We start from the raw sequence: 22,222 nt of genomic DNA, 5'->3' as shown, positions 1-22,222 counted from the left end.
TTTGTGTATATTTATCAAATTTTGTCTTGAAATTTGAGCGATTATCTCCAGATAATTCTATAGTCATTTTATCACTCCTCGCGAGGCGCCTTGAATGTCTTGTGAGAGATTGGATCATTTGCAATGGTCATGATCAATTATCTCAAGTAAAATTGTTGTCATTGGCACCAATAAGAATGCAATAGGAGACAGATATGTCATTTAACGACACCCAGGAACAATTCGCACCTAATATGGCTTTGGTGCCGATGGTTATAGAGCAGACTTCACGAGGTGAGCGCTCTTACGATATTTATTCACGTTTATTAAAAGAACGTATCATTTTCCTGACTGGCCAAGTTGAAGATCATATGGCCAATCTCATTGTTGCTCAGATGTTGTTTTTAGAAGCTGAGAACCCAGAAAAAGATATTAACCTGTACATTAATTCACCGGGTGGTGTGATCACTGCAGGTATGTCAATTTATGACACAATGCAATATATCAAAGCGGATGTTAGCACTATTTGTATGGGACAAGCTTGTTCAATGGGTGCATTTTTATTATCTGCAGGTGCAAAAGGTAAACGTATTTGTCTACCTAACTCACGTGTCATGATCCACCAACCTTTAGGTGGATACCAAGGCCAAGCGACAGATATTCAAATCCACGCTCAAGAAATTTTGAAAGTGAAATCGCGTATGAATGAGTTAATGGCTCAACATACGGGGAAATCTATTGAAGAAATAGAAAGAGATACTGAGCGTGATCGTTTCTTATCCGCTAACGAAGCGTTAGAATATGGTTTAGTTGATAAAGTTTATACACAACGCAGCTAGTCATATTCCGTTGTAATAGCTATGGAGTTAACAGGTTTTCTTTGTTATAGATTGATATAAAGAAAGCTGCTATTAATCTCTAGATAAAAAAGTCTTTCTTCCTCTTATTCGCTGATAAGAGGAATAACTAAGTGAGGTTAACTGATGACAGATAAGCGCAAAGATAGCTCTGGGAAGCTTCTGTATTGCTCTTTCTGCGGTAAAAGCCAGCATGAAGTAAAGAAATTAATCGCTGGCCCGTCGGTTTATATTTGTGATGAATGTGTCGACCTTTGTGTTGATATTATTCGTGAAGAAATAAAAGAATTAGCACCTCATCATGAACGCAGTGAATTGCCAACGCCACATGAAATCCGTAAACATCTTGATGATTATGTTATCGGTCAGGAGCTGGCGAAAAAAGTATTGGCAGTTGCCGTTTATAATCACTATAAACGTCTGCGTAATGGCGATAAAGCCGATGGTGTTGAGCTAGGGAAAAGTAATATCCTGCTGATTGGCCCGACAGGTAGTGGTAAAACATTATTAGCAGAAACGTTAGCACGTTATCTTGATGTACCTTTTACCATGGCCGATGCGACAACGCTAACAGAAGCGGGCTATGTAGGGGAAGATGTTGAAAACATCATTCAAAAACTACTACAAAAATGCGATTACGATGTGCAAAAAGCACAACGTGGTATTGTTTATATTGATGAAATTGACAAGATCACTCGTAAATCTGAAAACCCATCAATTACACGTGATGTTTCTGGCGAAGGTGTACAGCAAGCATTATTGAAATTAGTTGAAGGGACAGTAGCTTCCGTACCTCCTCAAGGCGGACGTAAACATCCACAGCAAGAATTCTTACAAGTAGATACTTCGAAGATCCTCTTTATTTGTGGTGGTGCTTTTGCCGGACTGGATAAAGTAGTTGCTCAACGTCTAAATACCCATTCAGGTATTGGTTTTGGTGCAGAAGTGAAAAGCCAAAATGAGAAAGCGAGTGAAGGGGAGTTATTAGCGCAAGTTGAACCAGAAGATCTGATTAAATTTGGTTTGATCCCTGAATTTATTGGTCGTTTGCCTGTTGTTGCAACATTAGGTGAGCTCAATGAAGATGCGTTAATTCAAATTCTGCAAGAGCCTAAAAATGCCCTGACTAAACAGTATCAAGCATTGTTTAAATTAGAAGGTGTAGATTTAGAGTTCCGTAAAGATGCGTTAACCGCGATTGCTAAAAAAGCGATGTCGCGTAAGACAGGGGCGCGTGGTTTACGTTCCATTGTAGAAGCTGCATTACTTGATACAATGTACGATCTTCCTTCATTTGAAAATGCAGAGAAAGTGGTCATTGATGAAAATGTAATCAATGGGAAATCTGAACCGCTGATTATATATAGTCAACCTGAAAATCAGGCATCGGGTGAATAATATAGCGAAAATCAGCAATACCTCTTGTCTGATATTATCTATTTTCTCCCTTTTAGGGCAAAAAAATAGGATAACGCGTGCCAACGCAATAAAAATGAGGGAATTTTCCCTCATTTTGTTTTTTTAATAGGGAATGCTATTGAATGTCGGAAAACTGCCCTTATATATTTTGACAATCCGTAGAATTAATTTTATTTGGTGAGATGCGAATAAAATTACCTGTAAAAGCGTTAAGCTAAAAACGAAGAGAGAGCTCTATGAATCCTGAGCGTCCAGAACGTATTGAAATACCTGTATTGCCATTACGTGATGTCGTTGTATATCCACATATGGTGATCCCGTTGTTTGTTGGTCGTGAAAAATCTATTCATTGCTTAGAAGCTGCGATGAACGACAACAAACAAATTATGCTGGTTGCGCAGAAAGATGCATCTACTGACGAACCAGGTGTTAATGATCTTTTTTCTGTGGGGACAGTGGCTTCTGTTTTACAGATGCTGAAACTGCCTGACGGAACCGTAAAAGTGCTTGTTGAAGGTATTCGCCGCGCAAAAATTACCACATTATCTGATAATGGTGAGTATTTCCAAGCTAAAGCGGAATATCTAGACACGCCCGTTGTTGATGAGCGTGAACAAGAGGTACTAAATCGCACGGCGATCAATCAGTTTGAAGGTTATATCAAGCTGAATAAAAAAATTCCGCCAGAGGTATTAGCCTCATTGCATGCGATTGAAGAATCTGCGAAGTTAGCTGATACCATTGCTTCGCATATGCCTTTGAAATTAAAAGATAAGCAAGCTGTGCTTGAAATGTCTGATGTAACAGAACGCCTAGAGTATTTAATGGCGATGATGGAATCAGAAATCGATCTGCTACAAGTTGAAAAACGCATTCGTAACCGCGTTAAAAAGCAGATGGAAAAAAGCCAGCGTGAGTACTACCTCAATGAGCAGATGAAAGCGATCCAAAAAGAATTAGGTGAGATGGATGATGCACCTGATGAAATGGAGTCGTTAAAACGCAAAATTGAAGCGGCGAAAATGCCCAAAGAGGCGAGAGAAAAGACAGAAGCTGAACTTCAGAAATTAAAAATGATGTCGCCAATGTCTGCTGAAGCAACAGTAGTCCGCAGCTATATTGATTGGATGGTACAAGTTCCTTGGAATAGCCGTAGCAAAGTGAAAAAAGACTTAGTGAAAGCGCAGGAAGTACTTGATACGGATCATTATGGCTTAGAACGTGTGAAAGAGCGTATTCTTGAATATCTCGCGGTTCAGTCTCGTGTCAGCAAAATTAAAGGGCCAATCCTGTGTTTGGTAGGGCCTCCTGGGGTAGGTAAAACGTCGCTAGGTCAATCTATCGCGAAAGCGACAGGTCGTAAATATGTACGTATGGCATTAGGTGGGGTGCGTGATGAAGCTGAAATCCGTGGTCACCGTCGTACTTACATTGGATCGATGCCTGGTAAGTTAATCCAAAAAATGGCCAAAGTTGGTGTTAAAAACCCGCTATTTTTATTAGATGAAATCGACAAGATGTCATCAGATATGCGCGGTGATCCAGCTTCAGCACTGTTAGAGGTGTTAGATCCAGAACAAAATATCGCCTTTAATGACCACTATCTTGAAGTAGACTACGACTTATCCGATGTTATGTTTGTGGCGACATCTAACTCCATGAACATTCCGGCGCCATTACTCGATCGTATGGAAGTGATCCGCTTATCGGGTTATACCGAAGATGAAAAACTCAACATTGCAAAACAGCATCTGTTACCAAAACAGATTGAACGTAATGCACTGAAAGAGAATGAGCTAACAATTCACGACAGCGCGATTATGGGCATTATTCGCTATTATACGCGTGAAGCGGGTGTGCGTAGCTTAGAGCGTGAAATTTCTAAATTATGTCGTAAAGCGGTTAAACAACTGCTGATGGATAGTACTATCAAGCATATTGAAATCGATGAAAATAATCTGAAAGATTATTTAGGTGTACGTAAAGTCGATTATGGTCGTGCTGATACAGAAAATCGTATTGGTATGGTTACAGGGCTTGCTTGGACAGAAGTTGGTGGTGACCTACTGACGATTGAAACGGCAAGTGTACCGGGTAAAGGTAAACTGACCTTCACTGGCTCGTTAGGTGAAGTTATGCAAGAGTCGATTCAAGCAGCGATGACTGTGGTTCGTGCTCGAGCTGACAAACTGGGCATTAATGGCGACTTCTATGAAAAACGTGATATTCATGTACACGTACCAGAAGGCGCGACGCCAAAAGATGGTCCAAGTGCGGGTATTGCAATGTGTACCGCGTTGGTTTCCAGTTTAACGGGTAATCCAGTTCGTTCAGATGTTGCAATGACGGGAGAAATTACCTTACGTGGTCAAGTATTGCCAATCGGTGGATTAAAAGAAAAGTTACTTGCGGCACATCGTGGCGGAATTAAGACAGTTCTTATCCCTGATGAAAATAAACGTGATTTAGAAGAAATTCCTGAAAACATTGTTGCTGATCTGGATATTCACCCAGTGAAAACAATTGAGGAAGTTTTAACGTTAGCCCTAGAGAAATCGCCATTTGGCATCGAAGTAGTGACTAACAAATAACACTAAATCGTGATGTGAATCATAATATTTCACTAAAAAAAAGGCTGGATAAGCAATAAAAGCTTGCCAGTCTTTTTTTGTGTCGTTAATTTAATGGGGTTTATTAATTAATAGTCCTGTTTTATCAGTCTTGCTATATATAAAAAGGCTTGATATAACGACGTTTGCAAAATTTGCCATTAATGGTAAAAAATAACGCATAAATTATGGGGATGAAAAGCGTGAATAAAACTCAACTGATCGACAAAATTGCTGCGAATGCAGATATCACTAAAGCGGCAGCGGGTCGTGTTGTAGATGCAATGGTAGCTTCAATCACTGAATCTTTACAAAAAGGTGATGACGTTGCATTAGTGGGCTTCGGTACATTTACCGTACGTGATCGCGCAGCACGTACTGGCCGTAATCCACAAACAGGTAAAGAGATTCAAATTGCTGCGGCCAAAGTGCCTGCATTCCGTGCGGGTAAAGGTCTAAAAGACGCAGTAAATCAATAATTGAGTAAATCGTTTTTCTGCCTAATGTGTTATTGGGTTGACGTTATGGATAAACAGAAAACGAATCGATTAAGAAATAAAGCGCATCTTTAAAGGATGCGCTTTTCTTTTTTTATCACAGAAAAGGGGATTAAACCGAGTATTCTCTGGTGATAAGACGTGAAACTAAAGTAGTCATTTGATAGAATAGCGCGTTGTTCTATAACTGAAATAGACAACATAAAAGCATCTCATGGTTAGCTAAAGACTTAACTGACCAATGAGTCAATTAGAGCTGTTTATTTTGTATCTGTAAGATGTGTGTTAAGACTCAAATTTTATACGGGATTGGCTATTTCTAAGGATTGTCGCGTGTTGCGACATTTTGATATTAAGCCAGCGATGAGCATGTTAAATTAGCTGTGCTCAAAATAGTCGTGTAACACCAATAAAAAATAATTTTTTCACCAAACGGAGCCTAGTCTCGTTATGATGGACAACATTCGTTCAACTGCTAATAATCCTTTTATTAAGATACTATTAGCTGTGATCATCCTCTCTTTCGTCCTAACTGGTGTGGGCGGATATCTCTTTAGTTCTGGTGTTAATGATGCCGCTGAAGTTAACGGTTATAAAATAAGTCGTGCTCAGTTAGAGCAAGCTTATCAACAACGCCGAGCACAACTACAAAAAGACATGGGTGACAATTTTGCTTCCCTCGCATCATCAGATGAGGGACAAAAAATGATCCGCCAACAAGCATTGAATGTGCTGATTAACCAAGCTTTGCTGGATCAATTTGCTCAAGAGTTAGGTATTTCTGCTGGCGACCAGCAAATCAGAGACGCGATTTTTGCGCTACCTTATTTCCAAACTGATGGTAAATTTGATAACAAAAAATACGTTGAGTTATTAACGGCGAATAATATTGACGCTGATGCCTTTGCTGAAGGAATTCGTCAAAATCTGATTAATCAACAATTACGTTATTCTATTCAAGGCACTGACTTTGCTTTAGAGAGCGAAGTTAAAGACTTTGCCGGCTTAATGCTACAAAGTCGTAATGTGCGTCTCGCTTCATTAGATATTCAACCATTCCTTGAAAAAGAGACGGTATCAGATGAAGAATTAAAAGCCTTTTATGACCAAAATACCTCTATGTTTATCGCTCCAGCACAAGTTAAAGTGAGCTATATTCAGTTAGAAGCCCAAAAAGATTTAAGCAACATCACTATTTCAGATGATGAAGTTAAAGCTTATTACGATAGTAATATCAGTGAATTTACTGTCCCCGGACAAAAAAAATACAGTCTACTTGTCTTAGCAGATGAAACCGCTGCGAAAGAAGCTGAAGACGCGTTGAAAAATGGCGCTGACTTCGTCACTTTAGTAAAAGAAAAATCTATTGATACTTTTTCTGCTAAACAAAATGGTTCATTAGGCTGGATCACTATTGGCCAAGAGCTACCAGAATTAGCAAATGCGAGTTTGACTGAGAAGGGGCAAATTTCACAGCCAGTTAAAATCAGCAACGGTTATGCTATTTTCCGTCTTGATGATATGAAACCTTCGGTGGTAAAACCTTTTGATGACATTAAAGCTGACTTATTAGTAAAAATGCGTGAAAACAAAGCCATTGATGATTTCTTCGCATTGCAGCAAAAAGTGAGTCAAGCCGCTTCGAATGATAACGACACGCTAGCGACAGCAGCAAAAGCAGGGAACGTCACTGTAATCAATACAGATTGGTTTGATGAAAACAATGTACCAGCAGCCTTGAATAACGAAAAGTTAACACAGCTTATCTTTGGTGGTTCACTGGTTGATGACAATGGCCCTACAGGCATGAACTCAGATATGGTTACCCTTGGTAATGATAGTGCTTATATTGTTCGTGTCGAAGGATATAAACCTGCATCAACCCAACCATTAGATAAAGTACGTGACAAGGTTATTACACTGGTCAAACAGCAAAAAGCTTCTCAAGCGATGAATGCGCAAGCTCAGAAACTCCTTGCAGCCTTAAAAGAAGGTAAAGGAGAGGCGGCATTGAAAGAAGCAAATATCTCGTTTGGTGAGGTAGAAAGCGTGGTTCATTCATCAGCCACAGATCCGATACAAAGTGCTATTTTTGCTATGCCAAAACCAGCAGAAGGTAAAAAAGAGTACGGTATGTCTAATGTACCGGGTTCAAAAGTGGTCTTAATCCAACTAGATAGTGTCACTGATGGTAAGCCAACGGCAGAACAGCTTGAATTTATGACTAATCTCTATCGCGCCCAAATGGGAGAAGAAGCTTTACAACTTATGCTCAGCGATTTAAGAGAAAAAGCAAAAATCGAGATTTTTGATAAAGATTATCAATAAACTATCTTAGATTGATTGAATAAAAACCCAGTTTCGACTGGGTTTTTTTATGGCGAAAATTATATTCAAGATTAGAAATTGCGAGCAGTCACGTCATTTTTTGTAACTCTATTTTTTTATTCAATTTATTTTTCTTACTCTCTCGTAATTCATATAGTTGCTAATTGCTGAATTATTTAAGGCTTGGCATTATTTGATGGCATTCAGTAATCGCTGTTTGCTGTTGAATATACAGTTATTTTTACAAAAAGGAGATGATTAAAATGGATAAAAAAACACTATCAGCATTTATGGCATCAATATGTTTAACATTAGGTTTAGGGTTATCACCACTCTCTTATGCCGATGATATATCGCCTTCAACATCAACCATGTTGATTGAAAAAGGGGATCAAAAAGAGAGTGCTGTCAGTGAGGTAAACGCTAGTGCACAAGGAAAGTTGGATATTAATAGTGCAACACTTGATGAATTAATGACGCTAAAAGGGATCGGAAAAGCAAAAGCGCAAGCCATTATCGATTATCGAGAAAAAGTGGGGCGTTTTGCTTCTTTTGATGATCTCGCTAAGGTCTTTGGTATTGGTATGAAGCTTATTGAACAAAATAAAGATCTAATTATTATCAACTAATTACTCGATAATACTGTGCCCTTTTTTGTGATCAAAAAGGGGTACAGAATTGCCTTTATATAATATTAATGATCAGATGGTATTTTAATTTGGGTGATAAATAATCGGATGAAATATACCCTATTTGATATTTTTGACTATATTTAAGATATTACATAGAAATTTCTCTTAGCTAAAGTTTGTTAGGGATATCAAGAGGTAATAAAGTCATATGAGTACATTAATTAAAGTTTATGGATTCCATTTAGATGTTTTTGAGCATGTGAATAATGCGCGTTACCTTGAATTTTTAGAACAAGCAAGATGGGATTGGATTGAACAACACTTAGATCTCGCTTGGTTTAAACGGCATGGTCTAGCACTCGTTGTCGCGAATATTAATATCAACTATCGTTTGCCTGCTAATTTAGGCGATGAACTAATCATTAGTTGTGATATTGCAGAAGTCGGTATTAAAAGTGGCGTGTTGTCTCAAAAAATAGTGAGAAAACAAGATGGTGCATTGATTTCAGATGCATTAGTGACTTTTGTACTCGTTGATATCAATACTAAAAAAGCATTAACACTTACAGATCAGTTACGAGAAAAATTGGAGTATGTACGCCAGTCTGCTGATTAGCATTGATGTTATCCAGTTAACCGTCTAATTCTATCGGTGATCGTAACATATTAGCGGCAGGATATATCGTACTTACCTGTGTAAGGGAGGGAGTAGTCAGCCCACTCGCTGAAGCAGGAACCCACCGAGGTGAGTCAGACTGTGGTCTGAACCGCTGTAGGGAGCCACATCTTTTAGGGCATGGAGGAGGTCAATTGGTTTTAGTATAGAGTAATTCCCCGCTCTGTTGTTTTCAGGGCGGAGAAAATCACAGGGGAAAACAGGGTAAAACTGGTTAATTAGTTATCACGGCTTCGACGATTTTATTAGCAACCTAACAGGCCGCGAATTAAAAATAACTGCTACGGGGGTAAACGCACAGAAAACAAAGCTAACACATTTTTGACAGATTATTTAAGGCCAACTTTATTTTTCATGGCGTCCATAATGGCATTTTTGTCTTGTAAATAGCCATGAAGTCCACGCTCTCTTAAATGGCAAGCTGCACATTGACCACAACCATCACCTTGAATACCGTTATAACAAGTTAAGGTGTTGTGGCGTACAAAATCTAACTTACCGTAATAGTCAGCGAGTGCCCAAGTTTGCGCTTTATCTAACCACATCAACGGAGTGATAAACTGAATATCACGAGCAATACCTAAATTTACCGCATGATTTAGAGCCTTAACAAACTCATCGCGACAATCTGGATAACCTGAGAAATCAGTTTCACATACGCCGGTAATAACGCTTTCAGCACCAATCTGATAAGCATAAATGGCGGCTAATGTAAGAAATAAAATATTTCTACCAGGTACAAAGGTACTAGGAATATCGCTTTGTTCACTCTGTTTAAAATCAGGCACAGGAATATTGTCACGTGTTAAGCTACTGATAGCGAGTTCATTGAGTAAACTGACATCCAAAACTTTATGTGCGGTTGCACCTAATAATTGACTGACTCTTTGTGCTACCTCAATTTCTTCTTTATGACGTTGTCCATAATTAAATGTAATACAATGAACTTCATCATACTGCTCTAGTGCTTGGATTAGGCAGGTTGTCGAATCTTGTCCACCACTAAAGACAACGACCGTTTTTTTCATCAGAATACTCCTGAATATTGATATTTTTTAAGGATTAATACGCATAATATTGCAGATATTATGACAAGTTATCACCAAATTATCAGTAAGAGATTATTCTTATAGCAGGGGTAGATTATTACTATTTTTTGTAGGGGCATATGTTAAAGGAGTATTTATGTTAGATAAGATTGACCGAAAACTATTAACGCTATTACAGGAAGATTCAAGCCTCTCACTGAATACTTTGGCAGAGGCGGTTAACCTAACCTCAACACCTTGCTGGAAACGATTGAAAAGACTCGAGGATGAAGGGTATATTCGTAAACGTGTTGCATTACTCGACAGCGAAAAAATTGGGCTTGGCTTAACAGTTATTGTTATGATAAGAACACAGCAACATAATAGCGAGTGGTATGAACAATTTGTATCATTCGTTAAGCAAATGCCAGAAGTACTGACATTCTATCGAATGGCGGGTGAGTGTGATTATCTAATGCATGTTGAAGTTGTAGACATGAAAAGTTATGACCAATTTTACAAACGCATGGTTAACGGCGTTCCTGGGCTTATTGACGTAACTTCTAACTTTGCAATGGAAAAAATTAAATACACAACGGCAATGCCGATACCTGAATAAGATCCCTCTTTACCAACTGGCACTTTTATTTTTGTACAACCTTAGGATTTAAGGCGTGGCTCTATTTTCACAGCTCAGTTGGTATTTTATCAGCGAATGGCGTCGTTATGTCGGTGCTATTTTCTTATTGATGGTTATAGCCGTTCTACAAGTGATCCCTCCGAAAATCGTCGGGATTATTGTTGATGGTGTTGATAGCCATAGCCTGTCTTTTCAGCAAATTATGGGGTGGATCGGGATCATGGTATTGATCGCCCTTGCTGTCTATTTATTACGTTATATTTGGCGACTGTGGTTATTTGGTGCTTCTTACCAACTGGCAGTGAAATTACGTATGCAAATCTATCGCCAACTTAGTCTTCAATCATCGGCTTTTTATCAACGTTATCGCACGGGTGATTTAATTGCACGTACCACTAATGATGTTGATAAAGTCGTTTTTGCCGCAGGGGAAGGGGTGTTAACCCTTGTTGACTCTATGGTAATGGGACTTGCTGTGTTAGTGATGATGAGTATTCAGTTAAGTTGGCAATTGACACTTATCTCATTGTTACCTATGCCATTAATGGCAATATTAATTAAACGCTATGGCGATAAACTACATCACCGCTTTAAAAGTGCACAAGCACTGTTTTCTTCATTGAATAATCAAGCGCAAGAAAGTTTAAGTAGCATTCGTATGATCAAATCTTTCGGTCTTGAACAGCAACATGCTTCACGTTTTGAAACGGTTGCAAAAGAGACGGGTCGACAAAATATGCGAGTGGCAAAAGTCGATGCATTGTTTGACCCCACGATTTTTATGGCAATTGGTTTTGCTAACTTACTTGCTGTGGCGGGAGGAAGTTATTTTGTTCTCAATGGCACGATGACATTGGGAGAATTAACCAGTTTTGTAATGTATTTAGGGCAAATGATTTGGCCTATGTTAGCGCTGGCATGGATGTTTAATATTGTTGAGCGTGGTAGTGCGGCTTATAGCAGGATCAATGCATTACTCAATGAGCAACCGGCTATGGTTGATGGTCAATTATCACCAATGCATCAAAAAGGAACTTTAGCGGTAGATATTAAAGCGTTTCATTACCCCAAACAGCAAGTTGATGTACTAAAAAACATTCATTTTACACTCTCTCCTGGTGAGATGTTGGGTATTTGCGGTATGACTGGAGCGGGGAAAAGCACTTTGTTAGCGCTGATCCAGCGCTTATATGATGTCAGTGAAGGGGATATTCGTTTTCAATCTGTCCCCCTTTACCAATTAAAATTGGATGAATGGCGGGGAAGACTTGCTGTTGTCAACCAAACACCGTTTCTTTTTTCGGATACGATTGCCGGAAATATAGCCTTAGGACGCCCTGATGCTACCAAAGAAGAAATAGAGGCAGTAGCCAAAATCGCCAATATTCACGATGATATTTTAAATTTACCCGAAGGATATCTGACTCAAGTTGGTGAAAAAGGGGTCATGCTTTCGGGGGGACAAAAGCAACGTATTTCCATTGCTAGAGCTTTACTGTTAGATGCGGAAATCTTGTTATTAGATGATGCGTTATCAGCCGTTGATGGACAAACTGAATACCAGATCTTACAAAATCTGGCTCAATGGCGTAAAGAGAAAACCATTATTATTAGTGCTCACCGTTTATCTGCACTGGTTGATGCAACAAATATATTGGTATTAAAACAAGGCGAAATCATAGAGCAAGGTACTCATCAAACACTTATTGCAGTGCCAGGTTGGTATCAAGATATGTACCATTATCAACAACTCGAGGCCGCATTAGATGACGATAAATAATAATAAATCCATTAAAACGTTATTGCCGGCCTTAAAAAGATTATTAGCTTATGGCAAAACCTATCGCAAACCGATGACATTAGGTGTGGTGATGTTATGGGTGGCAGCTATTGCAGAAGTGGGTGGACCTTTACTTATTAGTTATTTTATTGATGCTAAAGTAGCGACTCATCAAGTTGAATGGCGAGGCGCATTAGGTCTTGCTGCTGCTTTTATTCTATTACAAATTATTGCGGCACTATTGCACTATTACCAAACAATCGTCTTTAATTATGCCGCTGTTGGGGTGGTACAACAGTTACGAGCAGATGTGATGAGTGCTGCGCTAAAACAGCCATTAAGTGCATTTGATAATCAGCCTGTAGGACAGCTGATTTCTCGTGTTACCAATGATACAGAAACTATCAAAGATCTATTTGTTAACGTCTTTCCTGCTCTATTTCGTGCTATAGCATTGGTGGTTGTGATGTTAATCGCTATGTTTCTACTCGAATGGCAAATGGCATTGGTGGCGATGACGATTTTCCCTGCGGTTATTGGTGTGATGATGCTTTATCAACGGCTAAGTACACCGATTGTCCGCAATGTGCGTCATTATCTTGCCAATATTAATGATGGCTTTCATGAAGTGATTAATGGTATGTCGGTTATCCAGCAATTTCGTCAACAAGCTCGCTTCGGTAAGAGAATGTCAGATGATAGCTGGCAACATTATCAAGCACGTATGAAAGCACTAAAACTTGACGGGTTATTATTGCGCCCGTTACTCAGTATGCTCTCTGCATTGGTGCTATGTGGCTTATTGATACTGTTTGGATATCAAGGTAGTGCCGTGATTGGTGTTGGGGTCATTTATGCTTTTATCAGCTATTTAGGTCGTCTTAATGAACCTCTTATTACTCTGACGTCTCAACAATCTTTATTACAACAAGCGGTTGTTTCCGGTGAACGAGTCTTTGAGTTAATGGACGCCCCGATGCAGCAATATGGCAATGCAAGCTATACCATTAATCAAGGGAATATTACCATTGACGGCTTGTGGTTTGCGTATCTAAAACAGCAGTGGGTATTAAAAGAGATTAACCTTGATATACCTGCTCGCCACTTTGTCGCTTTTGTGGGGCATACTGGCAGTGGAAAAAGTACCTTAGCCAGTTTGCTTATGGGAAATTATCCATGGCAGAAAGGACATATCTACTTAGATAACCATCCATTAGAATGCTATTCCCATCAGGCATTAAGAAGCGGTATTGCGATGGTACAGCAAGATCCTGTTTTATTATCAGGCACTTTGCGTGACAATATTACTTTAGGGCGTCACTGCTCTGAAGCTCACTTATGGCAAGTATTAGCAACAGTACAATTAAATAGCTGGGTAAAAACATTACCTGATGGTTTAGAAACCCCCTTAGGTGAACAGGGTAGTCGCTTATCCGCGGGACAAAAACAGTTATTAGCATTAGCTCGAGTATTATTATTTCCACCCCGTATTCTTATCTTAGATGAGGCAACGGCAAATATCGACTCGGGTACAGAGCAAGCTGTTCAAAAAGCCCTTACGGAAATAAGAGAAAAAACCACATTAATTGTTATCGCTCATCGCCTTTCAACCATTATCGATGCTGACGAAATTGTAGTGCTTCATCGTGGTGAGATTGTTGAGCAAGGTAAACATGCACAACTATTGGCACAAAAAGGTCGCTATTACAATATGTACCAATTACAACAAGTTAAAGAGTCATTACAAGTTCAAGAGCCAGCCGTTGTTGAGTGATATAATCTAAATTCCATTCATCCTAACCCAGCCAATGCTGGGTTTTTTATTGCCCCAATTTTTAGCATTGTGGACATGATAAGAGCATTTATTGCACTAAGTTAGTGAGTGATATTTATTTTTTATTTATTTATCAATGAAATAACTATTGGCATATCTCTTGCTCTATCAGTATGGCGCTTTCTAAAACCGTATGGAGCAATTATATGAAATATATCATCGCGATTATTAAACCATTTAAATTAGAAGATGTAAGAGAGTCACTCTCTGAGCTTGGGATTAACGGAATGACAATCAGTGAAGTAAAAGGATATGGGCGACAAAAAGGACATGCCGAGCTTTATCGGGGAGCTGAGTATGAGGTTAACTTTCTTCCTAAAGTAAAAATAGAATTAGCGGTTTGTGATGGGCAATTAGAGCCTGTGCTACAAGCCATAAGCCAAGTTACTGATACTGGTAAAGTAGGAGATGGCAAAATTTTTGTTTTAGAGTTATTGCAGGCGATCCGTATTCGTACAGGAGAGTCTGGTGAAGAAGCCTTGTAGAGGAGCTAACAAATGAAACGATTTATTAGTTATTTTTTTACGTTAGCACTTACATACTTTTTATTACCTCAGTTAGCTATCGGAGCCACCACAATAGACATAGATAAAGCGGACAACAGTTTTATGCTGATCTGTAGTGCATTGGTGTTTTTTATGACTATTCCCGGTATCGCACTCTTTTATGGCGGGTTACTACGCAGTAAGAATGTATTATCACTAATGACGCAAGTGATGTTGATTTTCAGTGTAGTGATTATCCTTTGGATTATGTTTGGCTATAGTTTGGCGTTTACTGCTGGAAATAAGATTTGGGGTGGGTGGTCACTTACTTTCCTAAATAATATTTCAGTCGATTCTGTTGCTGGTGCAATTAATCAATATGTGCATGTTGTATTTCAAGGCTCTTTTGCGGTGATCACCGTGGCCCTGATTGTTGGCGCATTAGGTGAACGTATTCGTTTTTCAGCACTGCTTATCTTTACTGTTATTTGGTTTACTTTTTCATATATTCCCATTGCCCATATGGTATGGGGAGAAGGTGGTTGGCTTATCGATGATGGAGCATTAGATTTTGCGGGAGGGACGGTTGTCCATATTAATGCCGCTGTAGCAGCGCTTGTTGGTGCTTACTTACTAGGTAAACGAGGTGATTATCAACATACTGCGATTAAACCACATAATTTACCTATGGTCTTTACTGGTACAGCGGTACTTTATATTGGTTGGTTTGGTTTTAATGCAGGCTCTGCAGGGAGCGCTAATAGTATTGCTGCATTGGCGTTTTTAAATACAGTTGTAGCTACCGCAGGTGCAGTTCTTGCGTGGACATTTGCTGAATGGCTAGTGAGAAGGAAACCTTCTATGTTAGGTAGTTGTTCAGGATGCATTGCGGGATTAGTTGCTATTACCCCAGCCGCGGGAACCGTAGGCCCTATTGGTGCTTTGGTTATTGGTATTATTGCTGGCATCATCGGGCTTTGGGGGGTTGTGGTTCTTAAACGTTGGTTAAAAGCAGATGATGTCTGTGATGTTTTTGGTATTCATGGTACTTGTGGTATTGCGGGCTGTTTATTAACGGGGATATTTACGGCTTCATTTTTAGGGGGCATTGGTTATAGCGAGCATATGACGTTAGGTAAGCAAGTGCTAACTCAATTATTTAGTGTTGTGATTACGCTTATTTGGTCAAGTGTTGTGGCTTACATTGCCTTTAAAATTGCCGATAAGCTAGTGGGATTGCGTGTCTCACAAGAAGAAGAGCATGATGGATTAGATATAACCACTCATGGAGAAAGAGCGTACGAGCAGTAATGGTCTATTCCCCCTCAACTGAGGGGGGAATATTCTCACCGCGTTATTTGTTAGATTTTATTCGTTTTTGACGGATAACACCTTCTTGAACAGAAGAGGCAACTAGTTGCCCACTCATATTAAACATTTTTCCTCTCACAAATCCGCGACCACCTGAGGCTGATGGACTTTCAATAGCATAAAGTAACCAGTCATCAACACGAAATGGGCGATGGAACCACATGGAATGATCGATGGTAGCCACTTGTAAACTCGGATCCATAAAACCTAAACCATAAGGTTGCAGTGAGGTGGGTAAAAAATCAAAATCAGAGATATAACCTAATAAGTATTGGTGTAGGAAAGGATCAGATGGCATTTCTCCGCGACTACGATACCAAACATAACGTTCCGCAGGTGCTTTCTCATAACCAAACGGGCTAAAATATTGCACGGGGCGTGCTTCAAAAGGTGTTTCTCTTAATGCGAGTGTTCTTAGAGGTTCGGGTAATTTTGGGGCAAGTTTTTTCAATATCTCATCTTGAGAGATCAAGTCATTTGGAAAAGGGACTTCAGGCATCATATCTTGATGTTCAAAGCCTTCTTCAAACTCTTGGAAAGAGACGGTCATATAAAAAATAGGCTTACCTTGTTGGATAGCACTGACGCGACGAGTACTAAATGAGCCACCATCACGGATAGATTCCACATCGTAAACAATAGGCTTATGGCTATCACCAGGTCGTAAAAAATAGCTGTGAAATGAATTAACATAGCGATTATCAGCAATTGTTTGTTTTGCCGCATAAAGAGCTTGGCCAACAACTTGTCCACCAAAGACTTGTGGTAAACCTAAATCTTCACTTTGACCTCTAAATAGGCCTTCTTCTATTTTTTCAAGCTCCATTAAGTTGATAAGTTTTTTTAATGCCTGGCTCATAGTTTACCTATATATCATCGGATAGATTATGTTTTATAGTTTTGATTATATACAATCCGCTATCGGATAAAAAAATAATCTGCTGTTTATATTTTGCTAAAAATGCCGTAACACCTTATTTGATAGGGGATCAATCGCGATGTTAGCTAATAGAGGGCATAAATTGAAAGAATTTGGCAAAGAATAAGGCCTTATTGAGTAATTTATCAGCACTTGGTCTGGCTTTCCTTGCTATTTGGATAGCTTTAAAAGATAATGCATATCGTCTTAGCAATAAGACAATCTATGGGGTCTTGTTGGTTCTCCCGCAACACTAACTTGTTAACTCGGTCAGGTCCGGAAGGAAGCAGCCATGGCAGGTGTCGTGTGTGCCGGGATGTCGCTGGCAAGGCCCCACCCAATTTCTGCATTGCAATCCCGCTATTTTTTATCCAGTTACTTTCTTCATCGTAATCGTATCGTTGAACGTTTGCATCTAAACATATTTCTATTTACATATTGTTTAATTAATAGTTTTTTTAACTATATTTACTCTCAATATGGGTTTGGTGAATTAATAAGAAACAGAATACCTTTCACCTATTATCGCCTTCGCGTTATAGATGAATAATAAGAGAAGTTGTAAGAATTATGCCGTCATGCCGTTATAAGCACGGCATGATAGTGTGTAATCATTTTACTTATTAAAAAAGCATGAATAAAACGATACCTAAAAATAAGAACTATTAACCCAATTACTATAAAGAGATAGTAAAAATAAGAGGATACTAATGGTTACTTGCTAATACGATTATCTTACAAATTTCCAAACAGATGCTGGGATCTTGTCATAAAGTTTGTTCATGGTTAGCTCTGCTAAACGATGGTCTGCAGCTGAATAAAATAGCTCTAACTCATCATCGGTCAGTTCATATTTGTTCTTTTCAATCACTCTTTCAAGGGTTTCGATTGAGGTGCATTTTCTTAAACGCATTAGATAGTCTGTTTTAGTCATGTTGTCTTTTCTCTATAATTTAAATAAAACTAAAGGTAATTTAATTTACTTGATATAACTTTTAGGATTTTTATCGATAAGCGTTAACAGTGAATAGTTTAACTCTTTCCAATTATTCAATTCCGAGTAGGAAATGGAGTCACTACCGAATAACCGATAAGTCTCTTCTATGCACTCTTCCATTAAAGTGTTAATAGCGTGTTTATCAGGATATTTTATCTTAAACAGCCAACTAAAACCCATAATGTGATCAATTAGGGCATTAAGGTCAACGCTTTTTGTGCTACTTAGATCATTGTTCCAAACTGCGGTACCTTTATCTAATGAGCTTAATGCTTGCTGTAATAGCTCTTCACATAAAAATGACAATTCAGCTAAATCTATTTTTTCTGGTGAATATTCGTCCATAGCTTATTGTGACTGAATTATGCTAAAGAAACACTAATAATTAATACTGATAAATTAGCTATTAATGAAGCTTGCGGCTTAATTCAGTAATGAATTAATTAAACAATCTTAAAATAAACAGCAACTTTATATTTTATTCATATACCAATAATGTTTAATAATTGTTTTTATTATTTCTACATAGTAATGGTGTAATTTGAAAAAGGTATTTAAATACGAAACTACATTCAATGCAAGTTGAAAAAGTGTACAAAATAAAAGTACTGTACGCTTAATATAGCACTATTATTGCATAAGTCACTATCTGAGCGATAGAAATTTGTCTATTTTCGTAAAAATTTAGTTGAGAAGCGTAAAAGTAAGGATAATTAACTTGATGATTATCCTAGTATTTGTTTGCTAAAAATGTCTTATATCGCTAAATAGTCTTGGTGATAAGCTGATATTAATAAAAAATAGTGCGTTAAATTTGACAAAAAGTCATATATAAGAAAAAAATTAAACTGATTTATTGATTGGGGATATGTTTTTCTTTAATTGATAACAATATAAAGGGGCGGGATTAACACGTAAAATTAAAATAAAACAAAAAGGCCGCCAAGCGACCTTTTTGATGGGTAGCCAACAAATTATGTTGGCTGCGGTATAGCATAATGATTACTTAGTTTGGTGCGGATAGTTTGGGTGCTCTAAGTCTTCGTTTTTCTTCGCAAACCTTCTGCGGATCACAACGAAGAAAATAGGAACAAAGTAAATAGCAAGGGATGTCGCGGCAATCATACCACCGAATACCCCTGTACCTACCGAGTTTTGCGCACCGGAGCCTGCACCGTTACTTAATACCAGAGGAATAACCCCAAGCATAAAGGCTAACGATGTCATTAGAATTGGACGTAGACGCATTCTAACGGAGTCTAACGTCGCTTCTACTAGCCCTTTACCCTCTTTTTCCATTAAGTCTTTGGCGAATTCGACAATCAATATGGCGTTCTTCGCCGATAACCCAATGGTGGTAAGTAGCCCAACCTTAAAGTAAACGTCGTTTTCAAGCCCTCTCAATGTAGTAAATGCTAATGCACCAATGACCCCTAAAGGTACGACTAACATAACTGAGAAAGGCACTGACCAACTTTCATAGAGTGCCGCCAAACAAAGGAATACTACAATTAATGAAATAGTATACAGTGCTGGCGCTTGGTTACCTGATAGACGTTCTTGGTATGACATACCCGTCCACTCGTAGCCAATACCACTTGGTAATTTGCTGGCGAGTTGTTCCATCATTAGCATTGCATCACCACTACTTTGTCCCGGTGTTGCACTACCTTGGATCTGGACAGCTGGTAAACCATTATAACGCTCTAAACGTGGTGAGCCATATAACCAAGGATCTTTACTAGTATCAATGAAGGATGAGAAAGGCACCATCTGACCCGCATTGTTACGAACATAAAGATTAGCAATATCTTGTGGCAACATGCGGAATTGTGATTCTGCTTGAACGTAAACTTTCTTCACACGACCACGGTCGATAAAGTCGTTAACGTAGCTACCACCAAACATCGTACCTAATGTTGAGTAGATATCACTGACCGCAACACCTTGAGCTTGTGCTTTTTCTAAGTCGATATAAAGACGATACTGAGAGGTATCTTCTTGACCGTTAGGACGCACACCCGTCAACATTTGTGGCTCTTGTGCTGCCATTCCAAGCAATTGGTTTCTTGCTTCCATGAGTTTTTCGTGTCCCAGGTTGGCATTATCGATTAACTCGAATTCAAAACCACCTGCAGAGCCTAACTCAACAATTGCTGGAATATTAAAGGAGTAAACAAAGGCTTCTTTAATTTGAGAAAGAGCTTGGTTAGCACGACCGACAATAGCAGGGACTTTGTCTTGGTCTGATTTACGCTCATCCCAATCATTTAATACGACGAAAGCAAGCCCCATGTTTTGACCTTGACCACCAAAACCAAAGCCGCTGACGGTAAAGACCGACTTAACCACATCTTTTTCTTTAGTATTAAAGTAGTCATTGACTTGTGTTAATACGTCTTGTGTCTGCTCTTGGGTTGATCCAGCGGGCAACTGAACCATTGTCAGTAACACCCCTTGGTCTTCTTCTGGTAAGAAAGACGCCGGTAAACGCACAAACATAATTGCCATAGCAGCAACAAGTAAGACGTAGATCAGTAAGTAACGACCTGTACCACGCAGTGTACGAGAAACACTGTCTGTATAGTGGTGACTACTTTTTTCAAAAACGCGGTTAAACCAACCAAAGAAACCTGTTTGTACACCATGGCTGCCTTTCGGGATTGGTTTTAACAATGTTGCACAAAGTGCAGGGGTTAAAATCAATGCCACGAAAACAGACAGCACCATCGCTGATACAATAGTAACTGAGAACTGTCGGTAAATCGCACCCGTTGAACCACCAAAGAATGCCATTGGAATAAATACCGCAGATAACACGAGGGCAATACCCACCAATGCACCTTGGATTTGTCCCATAGACTTACGTGTCGCTTCTTTAGGTGACAGTCCTTCCTCTTGCATCACACGTTCAACGTTTTCTACTACAACGATAGCATCATCAACCAGTAGACCGATGGCTAGTACCATCGCGAACATCGTCAAGGTGTTTATCGAATAGCCAAACGCGGACAATATGGCGAAAGTCCCTAATAATACGACGGGCACAGCAATGGTTGGAATTAATGTAGCACGGAAGTTCTGTAAGAACAGATACATGACTACAAACACCAGCATAATGGCTTCAACGAGCGTTTTAACCACTTCAAAAATAGAGATCTTAACAAATGGTGTTGTATCGTAAGGATAAACGACCTCTAATCCAGAAGGGAAGAATGGCTCCATATCAGCCAGTGCCGCACGTACTGCTGTTGCGGTATCAAGGGCGTTAGCACCTGTTGCCAGTTTAATACCAATACCTGCTGCAGGTAAGCCATTAAAGCGAGCAATCGTGCTGTAGTTTTCAGCCCCCATCTCAACAATACCCAGATCTTTTAGCTTAACCTGTGAACCGTCTTGATTGACTTTCATCAGAATATCAGCAAATTGCTCAGGTGTATTAAGTCGAGTTTGCGCAATGATAGATACATTTAAACGCTGACCAGGCACTGGTGGCGTACCACCTAATTGACCTGCCGCCACTTGGTTATTTTGCGATTTAATCGCATTAATAACATCAAGTGTGGTCATGTTATATTTCACCAGTTTATCTGGATCTAACCAAATACGCATTGCGTATTGTGTACCAAATAACTGCGTTTCACCCACCCCTGTGACACGGCTTAATGGATCTTTAATTGTTGCACCTACATAGTCGGCGATGTCATCTTGTGACATCGAGCCATCACCAGAGATAAAACCTGCAACCATTAAGAATGAACTAGAAGATTTATCGACACTAATCCCTTGTTGTTGTACTTCCTGAGGTAAAAGAGGCATTGCCAATTGCAATTTATTTTGCACTTGGACTTGCGCAATATCAGGGTCAGTACCAGCTTCAAAGGTCAGCGTGATATTCATCATACCTGCAGAATCACTGGTTGAAGACATATAAACCATGTTATCGATACCATTCATATTTTGTTCGATAACTTGGGTTACAGTATTCTGTACCGTGGTTGCATCAGCTCCTGGATAGACCGCAGAGATGGAAATTGCTGGCGGTGCAATCGTTGGATATTGTGCAACAGGCAGTTTGATGAGTGCCAAAAGACCAGCAAGCATGGTAATTATGGCAATTACCCACGCAAATATTGGTCTGTCTATAAAAAACTTAGGCATAGATCATCGA

The 22,222-nt window shown here is 39.2% G+C and carries 17 protein-coding genes and 1 other RNA gene; 13 read left to right on the top strand and 5 right to left on the bottom strand.

All coding sequences use genetic code 11. The features are described 5' to 3' along the window. Positions 1–194 precede the first annotated feature (194 nt). The 7 genes from clpP (at position 195) to AACV01_RS01055 (ending at position 8,937) form a co-directional block, all read left to right on the top strand. Positions 195–818: an ATP-dependent Clp endopeptidase proteolytic subunit ClpP gene (gene clpP, locus AACV01_RS01085; RefSeq protein ID WP_004245088.1), complete on the top strand. Its 624-nt coding sequence runs from the start codon at positions 195–197 to the stop codon at positions 816–818. 144 nt (positions 819–962) lie between these two features. Then, a complete protein-coding gene (gene clpX, locus AACV01_RS01080; protein ID WP_004245087.1) occupies positions 963–2,234 on the top strand; it encodes an ATP-dependent protease ATP-binding subunit ClpX in 1,272 nt (423 codons plus the stop codon). Between the two features lie 257 nt (positions 2,235–2,491). Then, positions 2,492–4,846 carry an endopeptidase La gene (gene lon, locus AACV01_RS01075; RefSeq protein WP_004245086.1) on the top strand — a complete coding sequence of 785 codons (2,355 nt, stop codon included), beginning with the start codon at positions 2,492–2,494 and terminating at the stop codon, positions 4,844–4,846. 221 nt (positions 4,847–5,067) lie between these two features. After that, positions 5,068–5,343, top strand: a complete 276-nt coding sequence (hupB, locus tag AACV01_RS01070; RefSeq protein ID WP_004247229.1) for a nucleoid-associated protein HU-beta — start codon at positions 5,068–5,070, stop codon at positions 5,341–5,343. A gap of 468 nt (positions 5,344–5,811) precedes the next feature. Then, entirely contained in the window at positions 5,812–7,689 is a 1,878-nt protein-coding gene (gene ppiD, locus AACV01_RS01065) for a peptidylprolyl isomerase (protein WP_004245084.1), read from the top strand. Between the two features lie 254 nt (positions 7,690–7,943). Continuing rightward, positions 7,944–8,318 (top strand): ComEA family DNA-binding protein, encoded by a 375-nt coding sequence (locus AACV01_RS01060; protein WP_004245083.1) that lies wholly within the window; start codon positions 7,944–7,946, stop codon positions 8,316–8,318. A gap of 211 nt (positions 8,319–8,529) precedes the next feature. Beyond that, a complete protein-coding gene (locus AACV01_RS01055; RefSeq protein ID WP_004245082.1) occupies positions 8,530–8,937 on the top strand; it encodes an acyl-CoA thioesterase in 408 nt (135 codons plus the stop codon). Between the two features lie 389 nt (positions 8,938–9,326). Here the strand turns inward: AACV01_RS01055 and queC are convergent, their stop codons facing one another. Then, entirely contained in the window at positions 9,327–10,025 is a 699-nt protein-coding gene (queC, locus tag AACV01_RS01050) for a 7-cyano-7-deazaguanine synthase QueC (protein WP_020945211.1), read from the bottom strand. A gap of 157 nt (positions 10,026–10,182) precedes the next feature. On the opposite strand from queC, the gene AACV01_RS01045 reads away from it, so the two are divergent. From AACV01_RS01045 to amtB, 5 genes are all read left to right on the top strand, one after another. Next, positions 10,183–10,644 (top strand): Lrp/AsnC family transcriptional regulator, encoded by a 462-nt coding sequence (locus tag AACV01_RS01045; RefSeq protein ID WP_004245080.1) that lies wholly within the window; start codon positions 10,183–10,185, stop codon positions 10,642–10,644. 55 nt (positions 10,645–10,699) lie between these two features. Continuing rightward, positions 10,700–12,445 (top strand): SmdA family multidrug ABC transporter permease/ATP-binding protein, encoded by a 1,746-nt coding sequence (locus AACV01_RS01040; protein WP_017827763.1) that lies wholly within the window; start codon positions 10,700–10,702, stop codon positions 12,443–12,445. Next, positions 12,432–14,219, top strand: coding sequence for a SmdB family multidrug efflux ABC transporter permease/ATP-binding protein (locus tag AACV01_RS01035; RefSeq protein WP_161682317.1), 1,788 nt, complete (start codon positions 12,432–12,434; stop codon positions 14,217–14,219). Before AACV01_RS01040 ends, AACV01_RS01035 begins: the two co-directional genes overlap by 14 nt. A gap of 206 nt (positions 14,220–14,425) precedes the next feature. Further along, on the top strand, positions 14,426–14,764 hold the full coding sequence (locus AACV01_RS01030; protein ID WP_004247234.1) for a P-II family nitrogen regulator: 339 nt from the start codon (positions 14,426–14,428) through the stop codon (positions 14,762–14,764). A 12-nt stretch (positions 14,765–14,776) separates the two neighbouring features. Then, positions 14,777–16,075 carry an ammonium transporter AmtB gene (gene amtB / locus AACV01_RS01025; protein ID WP_046335240.1) on the top strand — a complete coding sequence of 433 codons (1,299 nt, stop codon included), beginning with the start codon at positions 14,777–14,779 and terminating at the stop codon, positions 16,073–16,075. A gap of 43 nt (positions 16,076–16,118) precedes the next feature. Here the strand turns inward: amtB and tesB are convergent, their stop codons facing one another. Continuing rightward, positions 16,119–16,994 carry an acyl-CoA thioesterase II gene (gene tesB, locus AACV01_RS01020; protein WP_012367483.1) on the bottom strand — a complete coding sequence of 292 codons (876 nt, stop codon included), beginning with the start codon at positions 16,992–16,994 and terminating at the stop codon, positions 16,119–16,121. 294 nt (positions 16,995–17,288) lie between these two features. Here tesB and ffs point away from each other — a divergent pair. After that, positions 17,289–17,385: signal recognition particle sRNA small type (gene ffs, locus AACV01_RS01015), an RNA gene on the top strand. Positions 17,386–17,784: 399 nt separating this feature from the next. On the opposite strand, the gene AACV01_RS01010 is transcribed toward ffs, so the two are convergent. The 3 genes from AACV01_RS01010 to AACV01_RS01000 form a co-directional block, all read right to left on the bottom strand. Then, positions 17,785–17,988 carry an HHA domain-containing protein gene (locus tag AACV01_RS01010; RefSeq protein ID WP_004245074.1) on the bottom strand — a complete coding sequence of 68 codons (204 nt, stop codon included), beginning with the start codon at positions 17,986–17,988 and terminating at the stop codon, positions 17,785–17,787. Between the two features lie 45 nt (positions 17,989–18,033). Next, the gene (gene tomB, locus AACV01_RS01005; protein WP_004245073.1) at positions 18,034–18,396 is read right to left on the bottom strand and encodes an Hha toxicity modulator TomB; all 363 of its coding nucleotides are present in this window, start codon (positions 18,394–18,396) and stop codon (positions 18,034–18,036) included. A 657-nt stretch (positions 18,397–19,053) separates the two neighbouring features. Beyond that, positions 19,054–22,212: an efflux RND transporter permease subunit gene (locus AACV01_RS01000; protein ID WP_041700977.1), complete on the bottom strand. Its 3,159-nt coding sequence runs from the start codon at positions 22,210–22,212 to the stop codon at positions 19,054–19,056. Positions 22,213–22,222 lie beyond the last annotated feature (10 nt).

It is taken from the genome of Proteus sp. G2609, from assembly GCF_963896135.1.
In the GTDB taxonomy this organism is placed as follows: domain Bacteria; phylum Pseudomonadota; class Gammaproteobacteria; order Enterobacterales; family Enterobacteriaceae; genus Proteus; species Proteus mirabilis.
This window is presented reverse-complemented; position numbering and strand designations above follow the sequence as displayed.